14 protein-coding genes are annotated in these 15,516 nt (G+C 66.2%); 5 read left to right on the top strand and 9 right to left on the bottom strand.

The window, feature by feature from the left end; translation table 11 throughout:
• Positions 1 to 14 precede the first annotated feature (14 nt).
• Both ABB25_RS07330 and efp read right to left on the bottom strand, forming a co-directional pair.
• Complete coding sequence (locus tag ABB25_RS07330; RefSeq protein WP_057665459.1) at positions 15 to 1,352, bottom strand: TRZ/ATZ family hydrolase; 1,338 nt, start codon at positions 1,350 to 1,352, stop codon at positions 15 to 17.
• Positions 1,353 to 1,493: 141 nt separating this feature from the next.
• Complete coding sequence (gene efp / locus ABB25_RS07325; protein WP_057665458.1) at positions 1,494 to 2,060, bottom strand: elongation factor P; 567 nt, start codon at positions 2,058 to 2,060, stop codon at positions 1,494 to 1,496.
• A gap of 100 nt (positions 2,061 to 2,160) precedes the next feature.
• On the opposite strand from efp, the gene epmB reads away from it, so the two are divergent.
• Complete coding sequence (epmB, locus tag ABB25_RS07320; RefSeq protein WP_057665456.1) at positions 2,161 to 3,192, top strand: EF-P beta-lysylation protein EpmB; 1,032 nt, start codon at positions 2,161 to 2,163, stop codon at positions 3,190 to 3,192.
• Between the two features lie 24 nt (positions 3,193 to 3,216).
• Here epmB and ABB25_RS07315 read toward each other — a convergent pair whose 3' ends face one another.
• From ABB25_RS07315 to ABB25_RS07305, 3 genes are all read right to left on the bottom strand, one after another.
• Positions 3,217 to 5,343 carry a putative bifunctional diguanylate cyclase/phosphodiesterase gene (locus ABB25_RS07315; protein WP_057665454.1) on the bottom strand — a complete coding sequence of 709 codons (2,127 nt, stop codon included), beginning with the start codon at positions 5,341 to 5,343 and terminating at the stop codon, positions 3,217 to 3,219.
• Positions 5,340 to 6,296, bottom strand: a complete 957-nt coding sequence (locus ABB25_RS07310) for a phosphate/phosphite/phosphonate ABC transporter substrate-binding protein (RefSeq protein WP_083488172.1) — start codon at positions 6,294 to 6,296, stop codon at positions 5,340 to 5,342. Before ABB25_RS07310 ends, ABB25_RS07315 begins: the two co-directional genes overlap by 4 nt.
• 67 nt (positions 6,297 to 6,363) lie before the next feature.
• Positions 6,364 to 7,122 carry an RNA methyltransferase gene (locus tag ABB25_RS07305; protein WP_057665452.1) on the bottom strand — a complete coding sequence of 253 codons (759 nt, stop codon included), beginning with the start codon at positions 7,120 to 7,122 and terminating at the stop codon, positions 6,364 to 6,366.
• Between the two features lie 121 nt (positions 7,123 to 7,243).
• Between ABB25_RS07305 and ABB25_RS07300 the strand changes: the two genes are divergently transcribed.
• The gene (locus tag ABB25_RS07300; RefSeq protein ID WP_057665450.1) at positions 7,244 to 8,074 is read left to right on the top strand and encodes an inositol monophosphatase family protein; all 831 of its coding nucleotides are present in this window, start codon (positions 7,244 to 7,246) and stop codon (positions 8,072 to 8,074) included.
• A 236-nt stretch (positions 8,075 to 8,310) separates the two neighbouring features.
• Here ABB25_RS07300 and htpX read toward each other — a convergent pair whose 3' ends face one another.
• Positions 8,311 to 9,177, bottom strand: coding sequence for a protease HtpX (gene htpX, locus ABB25_RS07295; RefSeq protein ID WP_057665449.1), 867 nt, complete (start codon positions 9,175 to 9,177; stop codon positions 8,311 to 8,313).
• A 94-nt stretch (positions 9,178 to 9,271) separates the two neighbouring features.
• On the opposite strand from htpX, the gene gluQRS reads away from it, so the two are divergent.
• The 3 genes from gluQRS (at position 9,272) to phaR (ending at position 11,600) form a co-directional block, all read left to right on the top strand.
• Positions 9,272 to 10,183 carry a tRNA glutamyl-Q(34) synthetase GluQRS gene (gene gluQRS / locus ABB25_RS07290; RefSeq protein WP_057665447.1) on the top strand — a complete coding sequence of 304 codons (912 nt, stop codon included), beginning with the start codon at positions 9,272 to 9,274 and terminating at the stop codon, positions 10,181 to 10,183.
• Positions 10,180 to 10,920 (top strand): acetoacetyl-CoA reductase, encoded by a 741-nt coding sequence (phbB, locus tag ABB25_RS07285; RefSeq protein WP_057665445.1) that lies wholly within the window; start codon positions 10,180 to 10,182, stop codon positions 10,918 to 10,920. The genes gluQRS and phbB overlap by 4 nt, the downstream gene beginning before the upstream one ends.
• 125 nt (positions 10,921 to 11,045) lie before the next feature.
• The gene (gene phaR / locus ABB25_RS07280; protein WP_057665443.1) at positions 11,046 to 11,600 is read left to right on the top strand and encodes a polyhydroxyalkanoate synthesis repressor PhaR; all 555 of its coding nucleotides are present in this window, start codon (positions 11,046 to 11,048) and stop codon (positions 11,598 to 11,600) included.
• Positions 11,601 to 11,632: 32 nt separating this feature from the next.
• Here the strand turns inward: phaR and ABB25_RS07275 are convergent, their stop codons facing one another.
• The 3 genes from ABB25_RS07275 to mutL are packed head-to-tail and all read right to left on the bottom strand — an operon-like array spanning position 11,633 to position 15,443.
• Positions 11,633 to 12,607 carry a TraB/GumN family protein gene (locus ABB25_RS07275; RefSeq protein ID WP_057665442.1) on the bottom strand — a complete coding sequence of 325 codons (975 nt, stop codon included), beginning with the start codon at positions 12,605 to 12,607 and terminating at the stop codon, positions 11,633 to 11,635.
• Positions 12,608 to 12,609: 2 nt separating this feature from the next.
• On the bottom strand, positions 12,610 to 13,575 hold the full coding sequence (locus ABB25_RS07270) for a DUF1684 domain-containing protein (RefSeq protein WP_057665440.1): 966 nt from the start codon (positions 13,573 to 13,575) through the stop codon (positions 12,610 to 12,612).
• On the bottom strand, positions 13,575 to 15,443 hold the full coding sequence (gene mutL / locus ABB25_RS07265) for a DNA mismatch repair endonuclease MutL (RefSeq protein ID WP_057665438.1): 1,869 nt from the start codon (positions 15,441 to 15,443) through the stop codon (positions 13,575 to 13,577). Before mutL ends, ABB25_RS07270 begins: the two co-directional genes overlap by 1 nt.
• Positions 15,444 to 15,516: the final 73 nt, after the last annotated feature.

Here is a 15,516-nt window from a genome sequence, read left to right as displayed (position 1 = left end):
ATCACTCCGGAATGTCAGCCACGCACGCTGGCGATGCGCTCACGCCACTGGCGGGCATTGGCCATGATGCCATCGATATCCATGTCCACCAGCACGCGGTTTTCCAACCTGGAGACACCGGCGATCCAGACATCGCTGACCTGGTGACGACCGGTGGCATACACCAGCTGCGAGATCACGTTGTGCAGCGGCTGGGTTTCCAGCTGCCCCAGGTCCACGCAGACCAGGTCGGCCTGCTTGCCCACTTCGATCGACCCGATGCGATCGGCAAAGCCCAATGCGGTGGCGCCGCCCAGGGTGGCCGCACGCAGCGTACTGGCCGCATCCAGCGCGGTGGCATCGTTGGCCACCGCCTTGGCCAGGATCGCCGCGGTGCGGTTCTCGCTGAACATATCCAGGTCGTTGTTGGAGGCGCAGCCGTCGGTGCCGATGGCCAGGTTGACCCCGGCGCGGGCCAGCGCGCAGGCCGGGCAGAAACCCGAGGCCAGCTTGAGGTTGGATTCCGGGCAGTGCACCACATGCACGCCGTGTTCGGCGCACAGGGCGATCTCCTCGCCGGTGAGCTGGGTCATGTGCACGGCGATCAGGCGCTCGTTGACCAGGCCCAGGCGCTGCAGGCGCGCCAGCGGGCGCATGCCATGGTCGCGCACCGAGTCGCTCACTTCCTGCGCGGTCTCGTGGGTGTGCAGGTGCACGCGCAGGTTGTGCTGCGCGCTCATCGCGGCCACCCGCTCGAAGTTGGCATCGCACACGGTGTAGGGCGCATGCGGGGCCAGGGCCACGCCGATCAGGTCATGGCCCTGCCACTGCTCGCGCAGACCTTCGGCCTTGGCGAAGTATTCATCGCTGCTGCTGGCCCAGGCGGTCGGGAAGTCGATGATCACCGCACCCACCAAGGCACGGAAGCCGTGCTCGGCATACACCTGCGCCTGCACATCGGGGAAGAAATAGTTTTCGTTGGCGCAGGTGGTGCCGCCACGCAGCATTTCGGCAATGGCCAGGCGGGTACCGTCGGCAACGAACTGCGGCCCGATCACCGCCGCTTCCACCGGCCAGATATGCTCCTGCAGCCAGGTCATCAGCGGCAGGTCATCGGCAATGCCACGCAGCAGGGTCATCGGGTTATGCGTATGCGCATTGACCAGGCCCGGGATCAGCACCGCATCGGGCCGGCTCACGGTACGCGCCGGTTGCCAATCGGCGCGCATTTCGCTGCGCGGGCCGATGCCGACGATGACCCCGTCGCGCACGGCCACGCCCGTGTCTTCCAGCACCACCGCGTGTGGCTGCACCGGCACCACATGCCCGGCCTCGATCAACAGGTCGCAGGGTTGGGGAAGGTGTTCTGACATCGGTGGCACTCCTGAAATTCTGGTCCTGGCCGCCCGCTGGCGGCCTGCGTGCAGCCTTGTGTCCAAGGTGCAGATACGACTCGGCGCCGGTGCTCAGGCTGGAAGCTCCAGCAGGCACACCGGCGCCGTGGTCAGTACGGCTTACTTGACGCGGCCGACGTATTCACCGGTACGGGTATCGACGCGGATGATTTCATCCTGCGGCACGAACAGCGGCACACGCACCACTGCACCGGTTTCCAGCGTGGCCGGCTTGCCGCCGGTACCGGCGGTGTCACCCTTCACGCCCGGATCGGTTTCCACGATCTTCAGCTCGACGAAGTTCGGCGGGGTGACCATGATCGGGCTGCCGTTGAACAGGGTGACCACGCACTGTTCCTCACCCTTGAGCCACTTCTCGGCGCCGCCCATGCCGTTCTTGTCGGCCTGGACCTGCTCGAAGGTCTCGGCCTGCATGAAGTGCCAGTACTCGCCATCGGAGTACAGGTACTGCATGTCGGTATCGACCACGTCGGCCGCTTCCACCGAGTCGGTGGACTTCATGGTGATTTCCTGCACGCGGCCGGAACGGATCTGGCGGTAGCGCACGCGGGTGAAGGCCTGGCCCTTGCCCGGCTTGACGTAGTCGGTTTCGAAGATGACCGCCGGTTCGTTGTTGACCAGGATCTTCATCCCGTTCTTGACGTCATTCATGCCGTAAGTGGCCATGGGTATGTCTCCTGAATGTTGCAGCCGGCAGCAGGACGCCACGGCCGTTAGAATGGTGGGCCCCGCCGGTGAGGCGGGCTTTGTTTTTCCCAGACCGCCTATGATACCTGCAGCCCCCGCCGCACAAAAGCACAATGCCACGCCGCCTGCCCGCCCTGCCGCGCCGTGGCAGCAGTTGTGGCGCCAGGCCGAACGTGATCCCCGCCGCCTGCTCGCCCGCCTGGGCCTGGACGAGGCCGCCGCGCGGCTGTCCGATGAGGCCGCTGCGCAGTTCATCACCCGCGTGCCGCAGGGCTTCATCAACCGCATGCGTCGCGGCGACCTGAACGATCCGCTGCTGCGCCAGGTGCTGCCGGTAACCGACGAACTGGCCATCGTCCCGGGTTTCAGCCTGGATGCGGTCGGCGACGGTGCCGCGAAAAAGGCCACCGGGGTGATCCAGAAATACCAGGGACGCGCGTTGCTGGTGACCACCGGCAGCTGCGCGATCCACTGCCGCTATTGCTTCCGCCGGCATTTTGACTACGCCGGCGAGAATGCCGCCCGTGGCAACTGGGCCGAGGCGGTGGCGGCCATTGCCGATGATCCGGGCATCGATGAGGTGATCCTCTCCGGCGGCGATCCACTGTCGCTGACCACGTCCAAGCTGGCCGAACTGACCGATGCACTGGCCCAGGTGCCCCACATCCGCCGCCTGCGCATCCACTCACGACTGCCGGTGGTGCTGCCCGAGCGGGTGGATGCCGAGCTGCTCGGCTGGCTGGCCGGCCTGCCGTGGCCGGTGGCCTTTGTCATCCATGCCAACCACGCCAACGAGTTCGATGCCCAGGTCGACCACGCCCTGGGTGAGCTGCGTGCTGCCGGCGTGCAGCTGCTCAACCAGGCCGTGCTGATGGCCGGGGTCAATGACAGCGTGCAGGCGCTGGCAGAACTGTCAGAACGCGCCTTTGCCGCCGGTGTGCTGCCGTATTACCTGCACCAGATCGACCGGGTGCAGGGGGTGGCGCACTTCGAGGTCAGTGACCAGCGCGCACTGGCCCTGATGCAGGGCCTGCGTGCGCGCCTGTCCGGCTACCTGGTCCCGCGGCTGGTACGCGAGATTGCCGGCGATACCGGCAAACGCCCGCTGTGACACGCCAGCGGTAGCGCGCTGGCGTCAGTCCTTGGTCTTGAGCAGCGCCACCAGCTGGGTCGAAGACAGCGGCCGGCTCAGCCAGTAGCCCTGGGCCAGGTCACAGCTGCGCTGGGACAGCAGGTCGAACTGCGCCTCCTGCTCGATCCCCTCGGCCACCACGGTGATGCCCAACGCATGGCACATGGCGATGATCGCGGTGGTCAGTGCCAGATCATCCGGGTCACGCTGCATGTCGGCGACAAAGCTCTTGTCGATCTTGACCCCGTCCACCGGCACCTGGCGCAGGTGGCTGAGGCCGGAAAAACCGGTGCCGAAATCATCCAGCCAGACCTTGACCCCATGCCGGTGCAGCTTGTCCAGCAATGACGCGGCCAGCATCTCATCGCCGATCACCGCCGTTTCAGTCAGTTCGATATGCAGACGGGAAGCCGGCAGGCCGGATTCGGCCAGGCAGGCCACCACGACATCGGACAGGTCGCCATTGCGCAGCTCACGCGGCGAGACGTTGACCGAGACAAACAGCTGCTCACCACCGGGAACCATTTCCCAGCGCCGCGCCTCCATGCAGGCCGCGCGCAGCACCTTCGGGCCGAGCTGCTCGATCAGCCCGCTCTGCTCGGCCACCTGGATGAAGACCGACGGCGGAATCGCCCCCAGCTGCGGGTGCTGCCAGCGCAGCAGCACCTCCACCCCGACCAGCCGGCGGTCACGGGTGCGGTAGATCGGCTGATAGACCAGGTGCAGCTCGCCACGCTCCCAGGCCCCGCGCAGCTCCTGCTCCATGTGCACGCGCCGCTCCACCGCATGGTCCATCGCACGGCTGTAGTAGCGGTAGCAGTTCTTGCCGGCCAGCTTGGCCTGGTACATCGCGATGTCGCCATTTTTCAGCAGGCCGGTGGCATCGTTTGCATCATCGGGGAAGACAGTGATGCCGATCGAGCTGCCCAGGAACACATCCCGCCCGGACAGTGACAGCGGCTTGGAAAGTTCCACCACCAGCTCTTCGGCCAGGCGCAGCGCACTGGTCGCGGCATCGCCATCGCCCAGCAGGATCACGAACTCATCACCACCAAAGCGGGCCAGCAGCGAATCGGCGCCACCGTACAGGTTGACTGCGGTCTTGATCCGCTCGACAAAGCGCAGCAGCACCTCGTCACCGGCCTCGTGGCCCAGGGTGTCATTGACCCGCTTGAAGTCATCGACATCGACGAACAACAAGGCCAGGCGCTGATCGGCATCGGGGATGGCCGCCATCCGTGCCTCCAGCGTCTGCCGGAAGGCCAGCCGGTTGGCCAGACCGGTCAGCGCATCGGTATAGGCCAGCTTGCGCACTTCACGGTCGTGCCGGGCGATGGCCTGGCTCATCGTGGCAAAGCTGCGTACCAGCTCGCCGATTTCATCATTGCTGCGCGTTACCGACAGCTCCACTTCGTAATCGCCCTGCTCCATCCGCCGTGCCGCGGCAACCAGGGCCCGCACCGGATGCACCAGCGTGCGCTGCACATACACCGCCACAACCACGGTCAGCAGCAGCAGGCCTGCCAGCAGCCCCAGACCGGTGTACAGATAGCGCCGGCTGACCACTTCAATCCCTGAGTCCAGACGTGCCCCCGCCTGGGCCTGCTGCAGGCGCATCCGGTCCAGATCCATGCCGACCCGGACCCCGCCCAGGCGCTGCTCGCCGAGCAGCACCGGCACGGTGACCTCCAGGACATGATCGGTGCGTTGCAGCAGGGTGTCGCTGGCGGCAAAGGCCTTTTCCGCCAGCGGGTCATCCAGGCGCTGGCCGTAATCAACCACCGTTTCGCTGCCGTCGTGCACCAGGTAGCCCTGGGCATCGAAGACCCGCACATAACTGACCAGCGGTTGCGCCTTCAGCGCACGCACCAGCTGTGCGACCTGCTCGCTGTCGTTGTAGTACATCGGGTTGACCAGGGCCTGGGCCAGGTCGCTGGCAAGGCTGGTGCCCTGACGCTGGGCCTGATCGTCATACAGGCTGACAATCAGCTGGCCGCCCAGGGTGCGCACTTCGGTCTGCAGCGAGCCCAGCCGCGCCAGCCACAGGCCGACCATGATCGCCACCACCAGCAGCGCGACCCCCATCACGGCCACCGCACGTGCCTGCAACCCAAAACGCATCTTGCTCATTCCACTTCCATCCTGACCCGGCGCAACCCCTGACGCAGCTCGTCCAACCGCGACTGTGAGTCCGGGTCGACACGGGTAAATGCCGATGTACCAAAAAACTGCTGCAATGCAGGCCGTGCCGCCGGGTCACTGCTGGCCTCCAGCAGCACCTCGCGCAACCGCGCGCGCACGGCCGGGGACAGGTCGGCGCGCACCAGTTCCAGTGCCCGCGGGTAGCTGGCGGTGCGGTGGATGATGTGCAGGTCACGCCGGTAGCGCGCCGGCATTGCGCCCGGGCTGTCCCAGTCGATATTGCTGAACGCCCCGACATCGACCTGGCCGCGATGGACCCAGGTGGCAATGTTGAGCTCGCTGCGCGCAAACACATAGCCCAGCCGATCCGCGGCCGGGGTGTCATCCAGGCCCATCAGGATCTCCGGCTGCACCTGGTGGGCCAGCAGGGTGGTCATCGGCACCATGTAGGCACTGGTGGACATCACCCCCTGCACCGCCAGACGCCGGCCCCGCAGCTGCGTCAGCGCGCTCACCGGGCTGTCGCGGCGGGTAAAAAAAACCGTGTGGTACTGCGCCACGCCGTTGCGCTCGGTCAGCAGCAAAGGCTCGGCGCCACTGCGCTCGGCCAACAGCACGGCACCACCGGAGGTTTCGGTCACCCAGTCTACCCGGCCACGCCGCAGGTAACTGGCCATCTGCTGGGCATCACGGGCCATAAGGATGCGGCCTTCGCGGATGCCGACACTGGCCATCCGCGCCACGACGTAATCCAGCAGTGGCTTGAGCTGGCCGTGATGCTGGCGCGGATCGTCACTGATCCGCCCCAGTACCAGTACATGGCTGCTCCGGTCCTGCGCAGCAGCCACCGCCGTCAATGGGTACACCAACGCCGACAGCACCAGCAGGCACTGGCCCAGCAGACGATGTACCACACACTTCAGACGCTGCGATGGCGGCATGGTGGAAACGGAGACCGTAAAAAACCTGTCAATGCTAACTGATCGCTGAATGCTTGGGCAGGTTTGTTCAGACCGGGTCCGCCTGCCCCGCCAGGCGTGCCATGCGCTGCGCATCGGCGAGTATTCCGCGCAGCAGCCGCACCTCCTGCTCGGTCAGTGCAGCCTTGCCAAACAACCGGCGCAGCTTGCGCATGGCCGAATCGGGGCTGCGTCCCTTGTGGAAATCGATCATGTCCAGGGTCTGGCCCAGCTGGGTGTAGAAACCCTCCAGCTGGCCGTGGGCTGCCGGCAACTCGCGCGGGCCGGGCTCGGCCGCTGCCGGCGCCACCTCGCCGAGCATCGCCATCCGCACGGTATAGGCCAGAACCTGCACCGCCGCGCCCAGGTTCAAGGAGCTGAAGGCCGGGTCGGAGGGAATATGGATGGCGCGCTGGCACAGCTCCAGCTCGTCATTGCTCAGGCCGGTACGCTCACGGCCAAAGACCAGGGCCACCTCCTGACCGGCGTGGGCGGCCTGGACGGCCTGCTGCGCGGCAACAGCCGGCAACAGTTCTTCCAGTGCCACCCGGCGCGAGCGCGCGGTGCACCCCAGCACCAGCTGGCAATCAGCCACCGCCTCGGCCAGGTTGGCGAAGACCGGGGAATCGAGCAGCAGGTCATCGGCGCCGGCGGCACGCCGCAGCGCCTCCTCATCAACGCCCTTTTCCGGCGCCACCAGCACCAGCCGTGCCAGCCCCATGGTCTTGAGCGCGCGCGCGGCGGCGCCGATGTTGCCAGGGTGCTGGGTACCGACAAGAACAAACCGAATGCGGGCAGATGCGGACATGGGCAAAAAACTAAGGAGACAGACAGGTGTAGATGGTAAACTGTCCGGCACGGCCACTGCGCCGGACTGTTCTTTTCCCCCGCTATCCTCTGCCCTTTCGCCTTTACGGGAGCCTATCGCCATGCAGAAACCCGCCGTCACCGTCATGGTCAAGGCCGCCCGCCTCGCCGGCAACGTGCTGTTACGCAGCATCAACAAGCTGGAGGCCCTGAATGTCGTGCAGAAGGGTCGTCTGGACTATGCCAGCGAAGTGGATGCCGATGCCGAAAAGGTCATCATCAAGGAACTCAAGCGCGCCTACCCGGACTACGGCTTCCTCGGCGAGGAAAGTGGCTGCCAGAACCCCGGCCGTTTCATGTGGGTTGTCGACCCGCTGGATGGCACCTCCAACTACCTGCGTGGCTTCCCGCACTACTGCGTCTCCATTGCGCTGGTGGACAACGGTGAAACCACCGATGCGGTGATCTTCGACCCATTGCGCAACGAGCTGTTCACCGCTTCCAAGGGTGCCGGCGCCGTGCTCAATGACCGCAAGATCCGTGTCTCTGACCGCAAGGACCTGGCTGGCGCGATGATCCACACCGGCTTTGCCCCGCGCGAGCGCAACCGTGCCAGCGCCCAGCTCAAGGCACTCGATGCCCTGCTGGTGCAGGCCGAGGACATCCGCCGTACCGGTTCGGCTGCGCTGGACTTGGCCTATGTGGCCTGCGGCCGTACCGACGCCTATTTCGAAGCCGGCGTCAAAGCCTGGGATATTGCTGCCGGCATGCTGCTGGTGCGCGAGGCCGGTGGCCGGGTCAGCAACTACCGCGGCGCACCGCCGGCACGCGTTGACCAGCGTGGCCCGGAAACCCAGCAGATTGTGGCCGGCAACCTGAAGGTCGGCGCCGCACTGCAGGCCGTGCTGGTCAACAGCGGCTACGCGGCCGAGTTCGACGCCAACAAGTTCTGAGCCACGCCGCAGGGCGTGCAAGCAGTTTCATCGACACCTTTTGTCGATACCACGGCGCGGGCAACCGCGCCGTATTTTTTTCCAGCGCCAACGCCTGCGCCTGCGCCCGCCCATCGCGCGGCCGTGGCCGCCAACGGCAATCGCCCGGCAGCGCAGCCGCTGCAACGCCATCTGGCGCAATGAAAAGGGCGCACCTTGCGGCACGCCCTGATCACCTCCACGCCTGGCGACGGGATTTACATCGCCGTACTGTTGCGCAGGGCGGCAATGCGCTCTTCCAGCGGCGGATGGCTCATCAGCAATTTCTTGGCGGTGGAGCCGGCAATGCCGAAGGCAGCAATCTGGCTGGGCAGGGTGCTCTGGCCATGATTGAGCTGCAGCCGTTCCAGCGCGGCGATCATCTTCTGGCGACCGGCCAGCGAGGCACCACCGGCATCGGCACGGAACTCGCGATGACGCGAGAACCACATCGCGATCATGCTCGCAAACAGGCCGAACACCATCTCCAGCACGAACACGATGATGTAGTAGGCAAAGCCACGGCCCTCACCCTCGCGGCTGCCCGACAGCGCCGAGTCGATGAAACCGCCGACCACGCGCGCCAGCACGATCACAAAGGTGTTCAGCACACCCTGCAACAGAGCCATGGTGATCATGTCGCCATTGGCCACGTGGGCGATTTCATGCCCCAGCACGGCTTCGGCTTCGTCCTCGGTCATGTTGTGCAGCAGCCCGGTGGACACCGCGACCAGCGCGTTGTTGCGGTTGGCACCGGTGGCGAAGGCGTTGATTTCCGGGCCTTCATACACGGCCACTTCGGGCATGCCGATGCCGGCAGCCTTGGCCTGGCGGGCCACGGTATCGAGCAGCCAACGCTCGGTGGCATTGCGCGGCTCGGTGATCACCACCGCACCGGTGGAACGCTTGGCCATCCACTTGGACAGCAGCAGGGAGATGATCGAACCACCAAAGCCGAAGCAGGCAGCCATCACCAGCAGGCCAGACATCGAGCGCGAATCCACGCCCAGAACGGACATGACGATGCCGGCCAGCACCAGCACCGCAAGGTTGGTCGCCAGGAACAGGGCGATGCGGGTAAACATAGAGGGACAACTCCGTAGGAAAATCTACTGGGTGGAATGTGCGGCCTCCCCCAGCCTGATTCAAGACTGAACCTGAGCGAAAATTCAGCAAACCATGCCTTCCCCTCCTTACCGCGGACGCTTTGCGCCCTCCCCTACCGGCCCCCTGCACGCCGGCTCGCTGTTCACCGCAGTGGCCAGCTGGCTGCTGGCCCGCCATGCCCGGGGCCACTGGCTGATCCGCATCGAGGATGTCGACCACGACCGCTGCGTGCCCGGGGCGGCCGAACACCAGCTGGCGACCCTGGCCAGCCTGGGCCTGCACTCCGACGGCCCGGTCATCCGGCAAAGCCAGCGCACGCCCCGCTACCAGCAGGCACTGGATCAACTGCTGGCTCAGGGCGATGCCTTTTATTGCGGCTGCAGCCGCGCGCAACTGGCTGCCACCGGTGGGGTGCACCGGCACTGTGTGGCGCCACCGCGCAGCGATGGCCACAACGCGGTGCGCCTGCACACGGCTGGCAGCGGCGTGATTGGTTTTGATGACCAGCTGCAGGGGCCGCAACGGCAGGATGTGTCTGCCGAGGTCGGCGATGTGGTGCTGTTCCGCGCCGATGGCTGCTGGGCCTACCAGCTGGCCGTGGTCGTTGATGATGCCGACCAGGGCATGACCGATGTGGTACGCGGCGCCGACCTGCTCGACTCCACTGCCCGTCAGATCTGGCTGCAGCGCTGCCTGGGCCTGCCTACTCCGCATTACCTGCACCTGCCGCTGCTCACCGATGCGCAGGGTCGCAAGCTGTCCAAATCCGAAGCGGCCCTGCCGGTGGATGCCCGGCACGGACCGGAGCTGTTGCGCTGGATCTGGCACCTGCTTGGCCAGGCCGAAGGCGCACTCGATGGCGCAGACACTGCCCCCCAGCGACTGGCCCTGGCGGCGCAGTGGTTTGATCCGGGCCGGTTGCCCCAGACCCTGCTGCCTGCCCCTACAATGCCTGACTTCCCAAAGGACAGGCCCACTCCATGACATCCCGCGTTGCGCTGGTTACCGGCGGCACTGGTGGCATCGGTACCGCGATCTGTAAACAACTGCACGATCAGGGCCATCGCGTCGCCAGCAATTACCGCGATGCCGCCAAGGCACAGCTCTGGCAGCAACAGATGCGCCAGGCCGGCTATGACATCGGCATCTTCCAGGGCGATGTGGCCGACACCGCGCAGTCGGCAGCGATGGTGGCTGCGGTCGAGCAGGAACTGGGCCCGGTGGAGATCCTGGTCAACAACGCCGGCATCACCCGTGACACCACCTTTCACCGGATGCACGCCGAGCAGTGGCACGAGGTGATCAACACCAACCTGAACTCGGTCTTCAATGTCACCCGTCCGGTCATTGAAGGCATGCGTCGACGGGCCTGGGGGCGGGTGATCCAGATCAGCTCGATCAATGGCCTGAAGGGCCAGTACGGACAGGCCAACTACGCCGCCGCCAAGGCCGGCATGCATGGCTTCACCATTTCATTGGCGCGCGAAAACGCCGCCTTCGGCATCACCGTCAACACCATCTCCCCGGGCTATGTGGCCACGGACATGGTGATGGCCGTGCCCGAAGAGGTGCGCGCCAAGATCATTGCCGACATTCCCACCGGGCGCCTGGGCCGGCCGGAAGAGATCGCCTATGCGGTCGCCTTCCTGGTGGCCGAACAGGCCGCGTGGATCACCGGCTCCAACCTGGACATCAACGGCGGCCATCATATGGGCTGGTAACGCCGCAAGCCGGCCATCCAGGCGCAGGCCCGGCCAGCGTCTGGCTGTCAACTTGTACGTTTGCCGGTTGCAAGCCCTGCTGCACTGCGCCATGCTGCAACAACGACGAGGGAGAAGACCGTTTCATGTCTGCAATCCGCATCATCAAAAAGTATCCCAACCGCCGCCTGTATGACACGGAGATTTCCAGCTACATCACCATCGAGGATGTACGCCAGTTGATCCTGGAGGGCGAGCAGTTCGAGGTGCGCGACGCCAAAAGTGGCGAAGACCTGACCCGTTCGGTGCTGCTGCAGATCATCGCCGACCAGGAACAGGACGGCGAGCCGATGCTCTCCACGCGGATGCTGTCGCAGCTGATCCGCTTCTACGGCGATTCCCTGCAGGGCTTCATGGGCAACTATCTGGAGCGCAGCATGCAGGTCTTCCTGGACCAGCAGCAGGTGTTCCGCCAGCAGATGGGCAGCCTGCTCGGCCAGGGCCCGTGGGCGATGATGAACCAGCTTACCGAGCGCAACCTCGAGCTGTGGCAGGAGTTCCAGCGCAACATGGCCGCCGGCCACAGCGTGCGCCCGGGCAACAGCCCCGAGCAGGCAGCGCCGGAGCGCAGCAGCAGCCGCACCGCAGGCAGCAGCCAGCCGCCGCGTCCGGGTACCCGCAGCGGCTCAACCCGGCGCTGAACCCGGCCACCAAGGCCCGATCAACCACTCCCTCAACGCCGGCTACGCCGGCGTTGTTCGTTCGGGCAGGCACCGGCGCGACAAAGACGCTGGACCTTGTAGCCCTGGGACTGCAGCCGTTGCACCAGGCCATCACTGCCGACCAGGTGCAGCGCCCCGACGACGACCAGGGTGGTGCCATGTCCGTCCTGCAACCACTGCGGCAACTGCGCCAGCCAGGCCGTGTTGCGCTGGACATTGATGCTCTGGTAAAGCGCCGGATAGTCTTTTTTCAACGGCTCGCCCGCCTGGGCCCAGAACGCCGCCGGCTCACCGCTGCGCCAGGCCTGCAGCAGGCGCTGGCTGCGGGCGCCGTTGCTGTCGGCCTCGTCCAGCGCTTCGGCCAGCATCTGCTGCTGTTCGGCATGGCCCATCGCCTCGAACAACGCAATCTGCGCCAGTCCATCCTCCAGCCCGAGCACCGACTTGCCATCGGCACGTGCACGCTGCATCAGGTGTCGGTCCAGCCCCAGCTCGGCCTGCAGGCCTGCGGCGGCCATTTCCTGCAACGAGATGGTCAAGGCCGCAAACCAGGGCTTGAGCAGCTGCAGACGCTCGACCGGCATCTGCCGCTGCTGTGCCCATTGCAGCAGCCGCTGCCACTGCGCCGGCGACAGGTCATCCTGCAAGCGGCCGCTGCGCCGGGCAGCAGCGCGCAACATCGCCTGCGCCAACTCCGCAGACAGCATCTGTTCGGGCGCCAGCTCGAAAACCACCCGGTCCGCCTGCGCATAGGCCTGCTGGACCTCGGCCGGCAATGGATAGTCGGCAGGCTCAAGCAGATGGATCGAACCGAGCAGCAGCACGCGCGCCTGCCCCTGTCCGCGCACTTCCCACAACAGCGGCACCCAGCTCGCTGCCGGCGCGGACGCCACGGTAGCGGGCAGCGGTTCGGGCCGCGCCACCGCTGGCAACACGGAGCCGACAGCCAACACACAGGCGCTCAACGCCGCCAGCAACCAACGCATGATCAAACCTCCTGCCCGGCAACGGGCTTGTGGGCATAGGCCTTTTCTCCGGCCTCGATGCGCAGGTCCAGGCGATTCTCGGCCGGCGGCAAGGGGCAGGTGGCATAGATCGAAAACGCGCACGGCGGGTTGTAGCTGCGGTTGAAATCCAGCAGGGTCTGCCCTTGCGCATCCGGGGCGGCAACGTCCAGATAGCGACCGGCGGCGTAACTGCCATGGCCACTGGTGCCATCGGCCATCATCACCAGCAGGCTGCCGTCGGCATTGGCTACCGCTTCCAGCGCGTAGGACTGCCCATCGCGCTCGAAAACCAGCCGCCCCGGGTTGGCCAGCGTGTTGCTCATGCCGACCATGTCCACCACCTGCAGGGTACGCGCAGGGTTGTGGGCGACAAAGCGTGCCGGTAGCACCCAGCGCCGGTCTGCCGGCCAATAGTCCAGACCGGAAAACTGCTGACGGGTTGCCGCATCGGCATGCCGGACCCGCAGCGCCTGATGGGGGCCACGCTGCAGCAGGCTGAGGCTGCCCTTGCCCTGGTCAAACACCACCACCGTCGGCTCGGCCTCCTGGTCGCTGTGCAGCTGGATCCGCCCACGCAGCGGCTGCTCGTTCACGCGCAGGTCGACCCCGGACTCAGGGGTGAACCAGACCTTGCCGCCCTCGCGCTGGACCAGCCCCATCCGCTCCGGCCCCACGGCCAGGCGCATGCCGCTGGTCGCACCGCTGCCGATGTAGTGCGCCTTCAGGGTGAGCCAGTGCAGGCCGACCAGACTGGTCCAGCCATCAGGCTGGACCAGGCGGCTGTGGCGCTCGATCCGCCAGGCCTGGTTGTCATTGAGAAAGCTCAAGTCTTCGGCTGACACCGCTGCCTCTTGCTCACTGACCGCCTGCGAGCCCTGCCCGCAACCGGCCAGGCCGACGACCATCAGCAAGGCCGCCATCGGCAGCCCGGAAATTTTCCTGTCCATCAACGCCCCCGCAAGAACCAACGATCAATCTGCGCCAGCGTGAAGCGCGCCCAGGTCGGGCGGCCATGGTTGCACTGGCCGGAACGCTCGGTGGCCTCCATGTCACGCAACAACGCATTCATTTCGGCAATGCCCAGCCGCCGGTTGGCACGCACCGCGCCATGGCAGGCCATGGTCGCCAGCAATTCATCGCGCGCACTGTCCACCCGCCGGCTGTGCCCATGCTCACGCAGGTCGGCAATCACATCGCGCAGCAATGCGTCCGGCTCGGCATGCGCCAGCAGCGCCGGTACCGAGCGCACCAGTACCGTCCCCGGTCCGGCCCGGGTGACCTCAAAGCCCAGCGCGGCCAAGGTCGCCTGCTCACGCTCGGCGGTTTCCGCCTCGCGCTCGCCCAGTGCCAGGGTCAATGGCACCAGCAACGGCTGGGCGGCCAGCCCCATGCTGTCGTGGGCGCTTTTCAGGCGCTCATAGCCGATGCGCTCATGGGCGGCATGCATGTCGACCACGATCAGGCCATCGGCACACTCGGACAGGATGTAGATGCCATGCAGCTGGGCAATGGCAAAGCCCAGCGGTGGCACCTGGCCATCGCCGCTGGCGGGCGGCAGCCCGGGCTGGAAATCGGCCGTCAGCGCACCGGCATCGGCTGCCGGCGACGGCTGCGCATACAGTGCCGCATAGGCACTGGTGGCATCGGCAACCTGCAGGCCGAGCGGGCTTTGCCGCGGCGCCCAGCTGGCCGGACCGCCGGTGACGGCCGCGGCCGGGCCGCGTGCCAGTGCAAACCCCGCCCCGGGCATGGCCGCCGGGGCCACGCCGGGCGACTGCTGATCGTATGTGCCCCTGGCAGCGAGCTGCTCGCCACTGATACCGGCGCGGGTCTGCGCCAGCGCATCCTTCAAGGTGCGGTAAACGAAATCATGCACCAGGCGTGCGTCGCGGAAACGTACCTCGTGCTTGGCCGGATGCACATTGACATCGACCCGGGTCGGATCCAGCTCCAGGAACAGCACATAGGCCGGATGACGGCCATGAAACAGCACATCGGCATAGGCCAGCTTGACCGCATGGGCAACACTGCGGTCACGCACCGCGCGGCCATTGACGTAGAAATACTGCTGGTCCGTGGAAGCGCGCGAATACTGCGGCAGGGCAATCCAGCCATGCAGGCGCAGCCCGGCAGCGGCATGGTCCACGCGCAGGCACTGGCCGGCAAAGTCCTCACCCAGGGTCTGCTCCAGCCGCAGCTCCGAATACAGCTCACCGGGCTGGTAACGCCGCGAGGGCTTGCCGTTGTGGGAAATGCGCAGCTCCACATCCGGGCGCGCCAGCGCCAGCGAGCGCAGCCATTCCTCGATATGCCCCAGCTCGGTGCGTTCGGCGCGCATGAACTTGCGCCGCGCCGGCACGTTGTAGAACAGGTCGCGTACTTCCACCGTGGTTCCCGGCGCATGCGCCCGCGGAGCAAGCTCGCCCACCCTTCCGCCATCGACCTGCAGGGCGGCACCGTGTTCGGCATCATGGCGTCGGCTGGCCAGGGTAAAGCGGCTGACCGAGGCAATCGACGGCAGCGCCTCGCCACGAAACCCCAGCGTGGCCACCGCTTCCAGGTCATCCAGGCTGGCGATCTTGCTGGTCGCATGCCGGCTGATCGCCAGCGGCAGCTCGTCGGCGACGATGCCACAGCCGTTGTCGCGGATGCGGATCAGCCGGGCACCACCTTCTTCCAGATCAATGTCGATGCGGCTGGCCCCGGCATCGATGGCGTTTTCGACCAGCTCCTTGACCACCGAAGCCGGACGTTCGACCACTTCGCCGGCAGCGATCTGGTTGATCAGGATCTCTGGCAACGGCCGGATGCTCATCGGCACCCCGACACGGCAGCAGCATCAACGCAGGTAAACAAAGACATGGTCAGCGAGGGAAGCAGCGGGCAAG

It is taken from the genome of Stenotrophomonas koreensis, from assembly GCF_001431525.1.
Classification (GTDB): Bacteria; Pseudomonadota; Gammaproteobacteria; order Xanthomonadales; family Xanthomonadaceae; genus Stenotrophomonas; species Stenotrophomonas koreensis.
The sequence above is the reverse complement of the archived record's forward strand: the minus strand, read 5'-3'. Positions and strand labels throughout refer to the sequence as shown.

Bases quoted from the DNA above. Each gene is read 5' to 3' on its own strand.
- efp (WP_057665458.1), bottom strand. From the start codon at position 2,060: ATGGCCACTTACGGCATGAATGACGTCAAGAACGGGATGAAGATCCTG.
- epmB (WP_057665456.1), top strand. From the start codon at position 2,161: ATGATACCTGCAGCCCCCGCCGCACAAAAGCACAATGCCACGCCGCCT.
- ABB25_RS07270 (WP_057665440.1), bottom strand. From the start codon at position 13,575: ATGGACAGGAAAATTTCCGGGCTGCCGATGGCGGCCTTGCTGATGGTC.
- phbB (WP_057665445.1), top strand. From the start codon at position 10,180: ATGACATCCCGCGTTGCGCTGGTTACCGGCGGCACTGGTGGCATCGGT.
- mutL (WP_057665438.1), bottom strand. From the start codon at position 15,443: ATGAGCATCCGGCCGTTGCCAGAGATCCTGATCAACCAGATCGCTGCC.
- ABB25_RS07310 (WP_083488172.1), bottom strand. From the start codon at position 6,296: ATGCCGCCATCGCAGCGTCTGAAGTGTGTGGTACATCGTCTGCTGGGC.
- htpX (WP_057665449.1), bottom strand. From the start codon at position 9,177: ATGTTTACCCGCATCGCCCTGTTCCTGGCGACCAACCTTGCGGTGCTG.
- ABB25_RS07315 (WP_057665454.1), bottom strand. From the start codon at position 5,343: ATGAGCAAGATGCGTTTTGGGTTGCAGGCACGTGCGGTGGCCGTGATG.
- ABB25_RS07275 (WP_057665442.1), bottom strand. From the start codon at position 12,607: ATGCGTTGGTTGCTGGCGGCGTTGAGCGCCTGTGTGTTGGCTGTCGGC.
- phaR (WP_057665443.1), top strand. From the start codon at position 11,046: ATGTCTGCAATCCGCATCATCAAAAAGTATCCCAACCGCCGCCTGTAT.
- ABB25_RS07330 (WP_057665459.1), bottom strand. From the start codon at position 1,352: ATGTCAGAACACCTTCCCCAACCCTGCGACCTGTTGATCGAGGCCGGG.
- ABB25_RS07305 (WP_057665452.1), bottom strand. From the start codon at position 7,122: ATGTCCGCATCTGCCCGCATTCGGTTTGTTCTTGTCGGTACCCAGCAC.
- ABB25_RS07300 (WP_057665450.1), top strand. From the start codon at position 7,244: ATGCAGAAACCCGCCGTCACCGTCATGGTCAAGGCCGCCCGCCTCGCC.
- gluQRS (WP_057665447.1), top strand. From the start codon at position 9,272: ATGCCTTCCCCTCCTTACCGCGGACGCTTTGCGCCCTCCCCTACCGGC.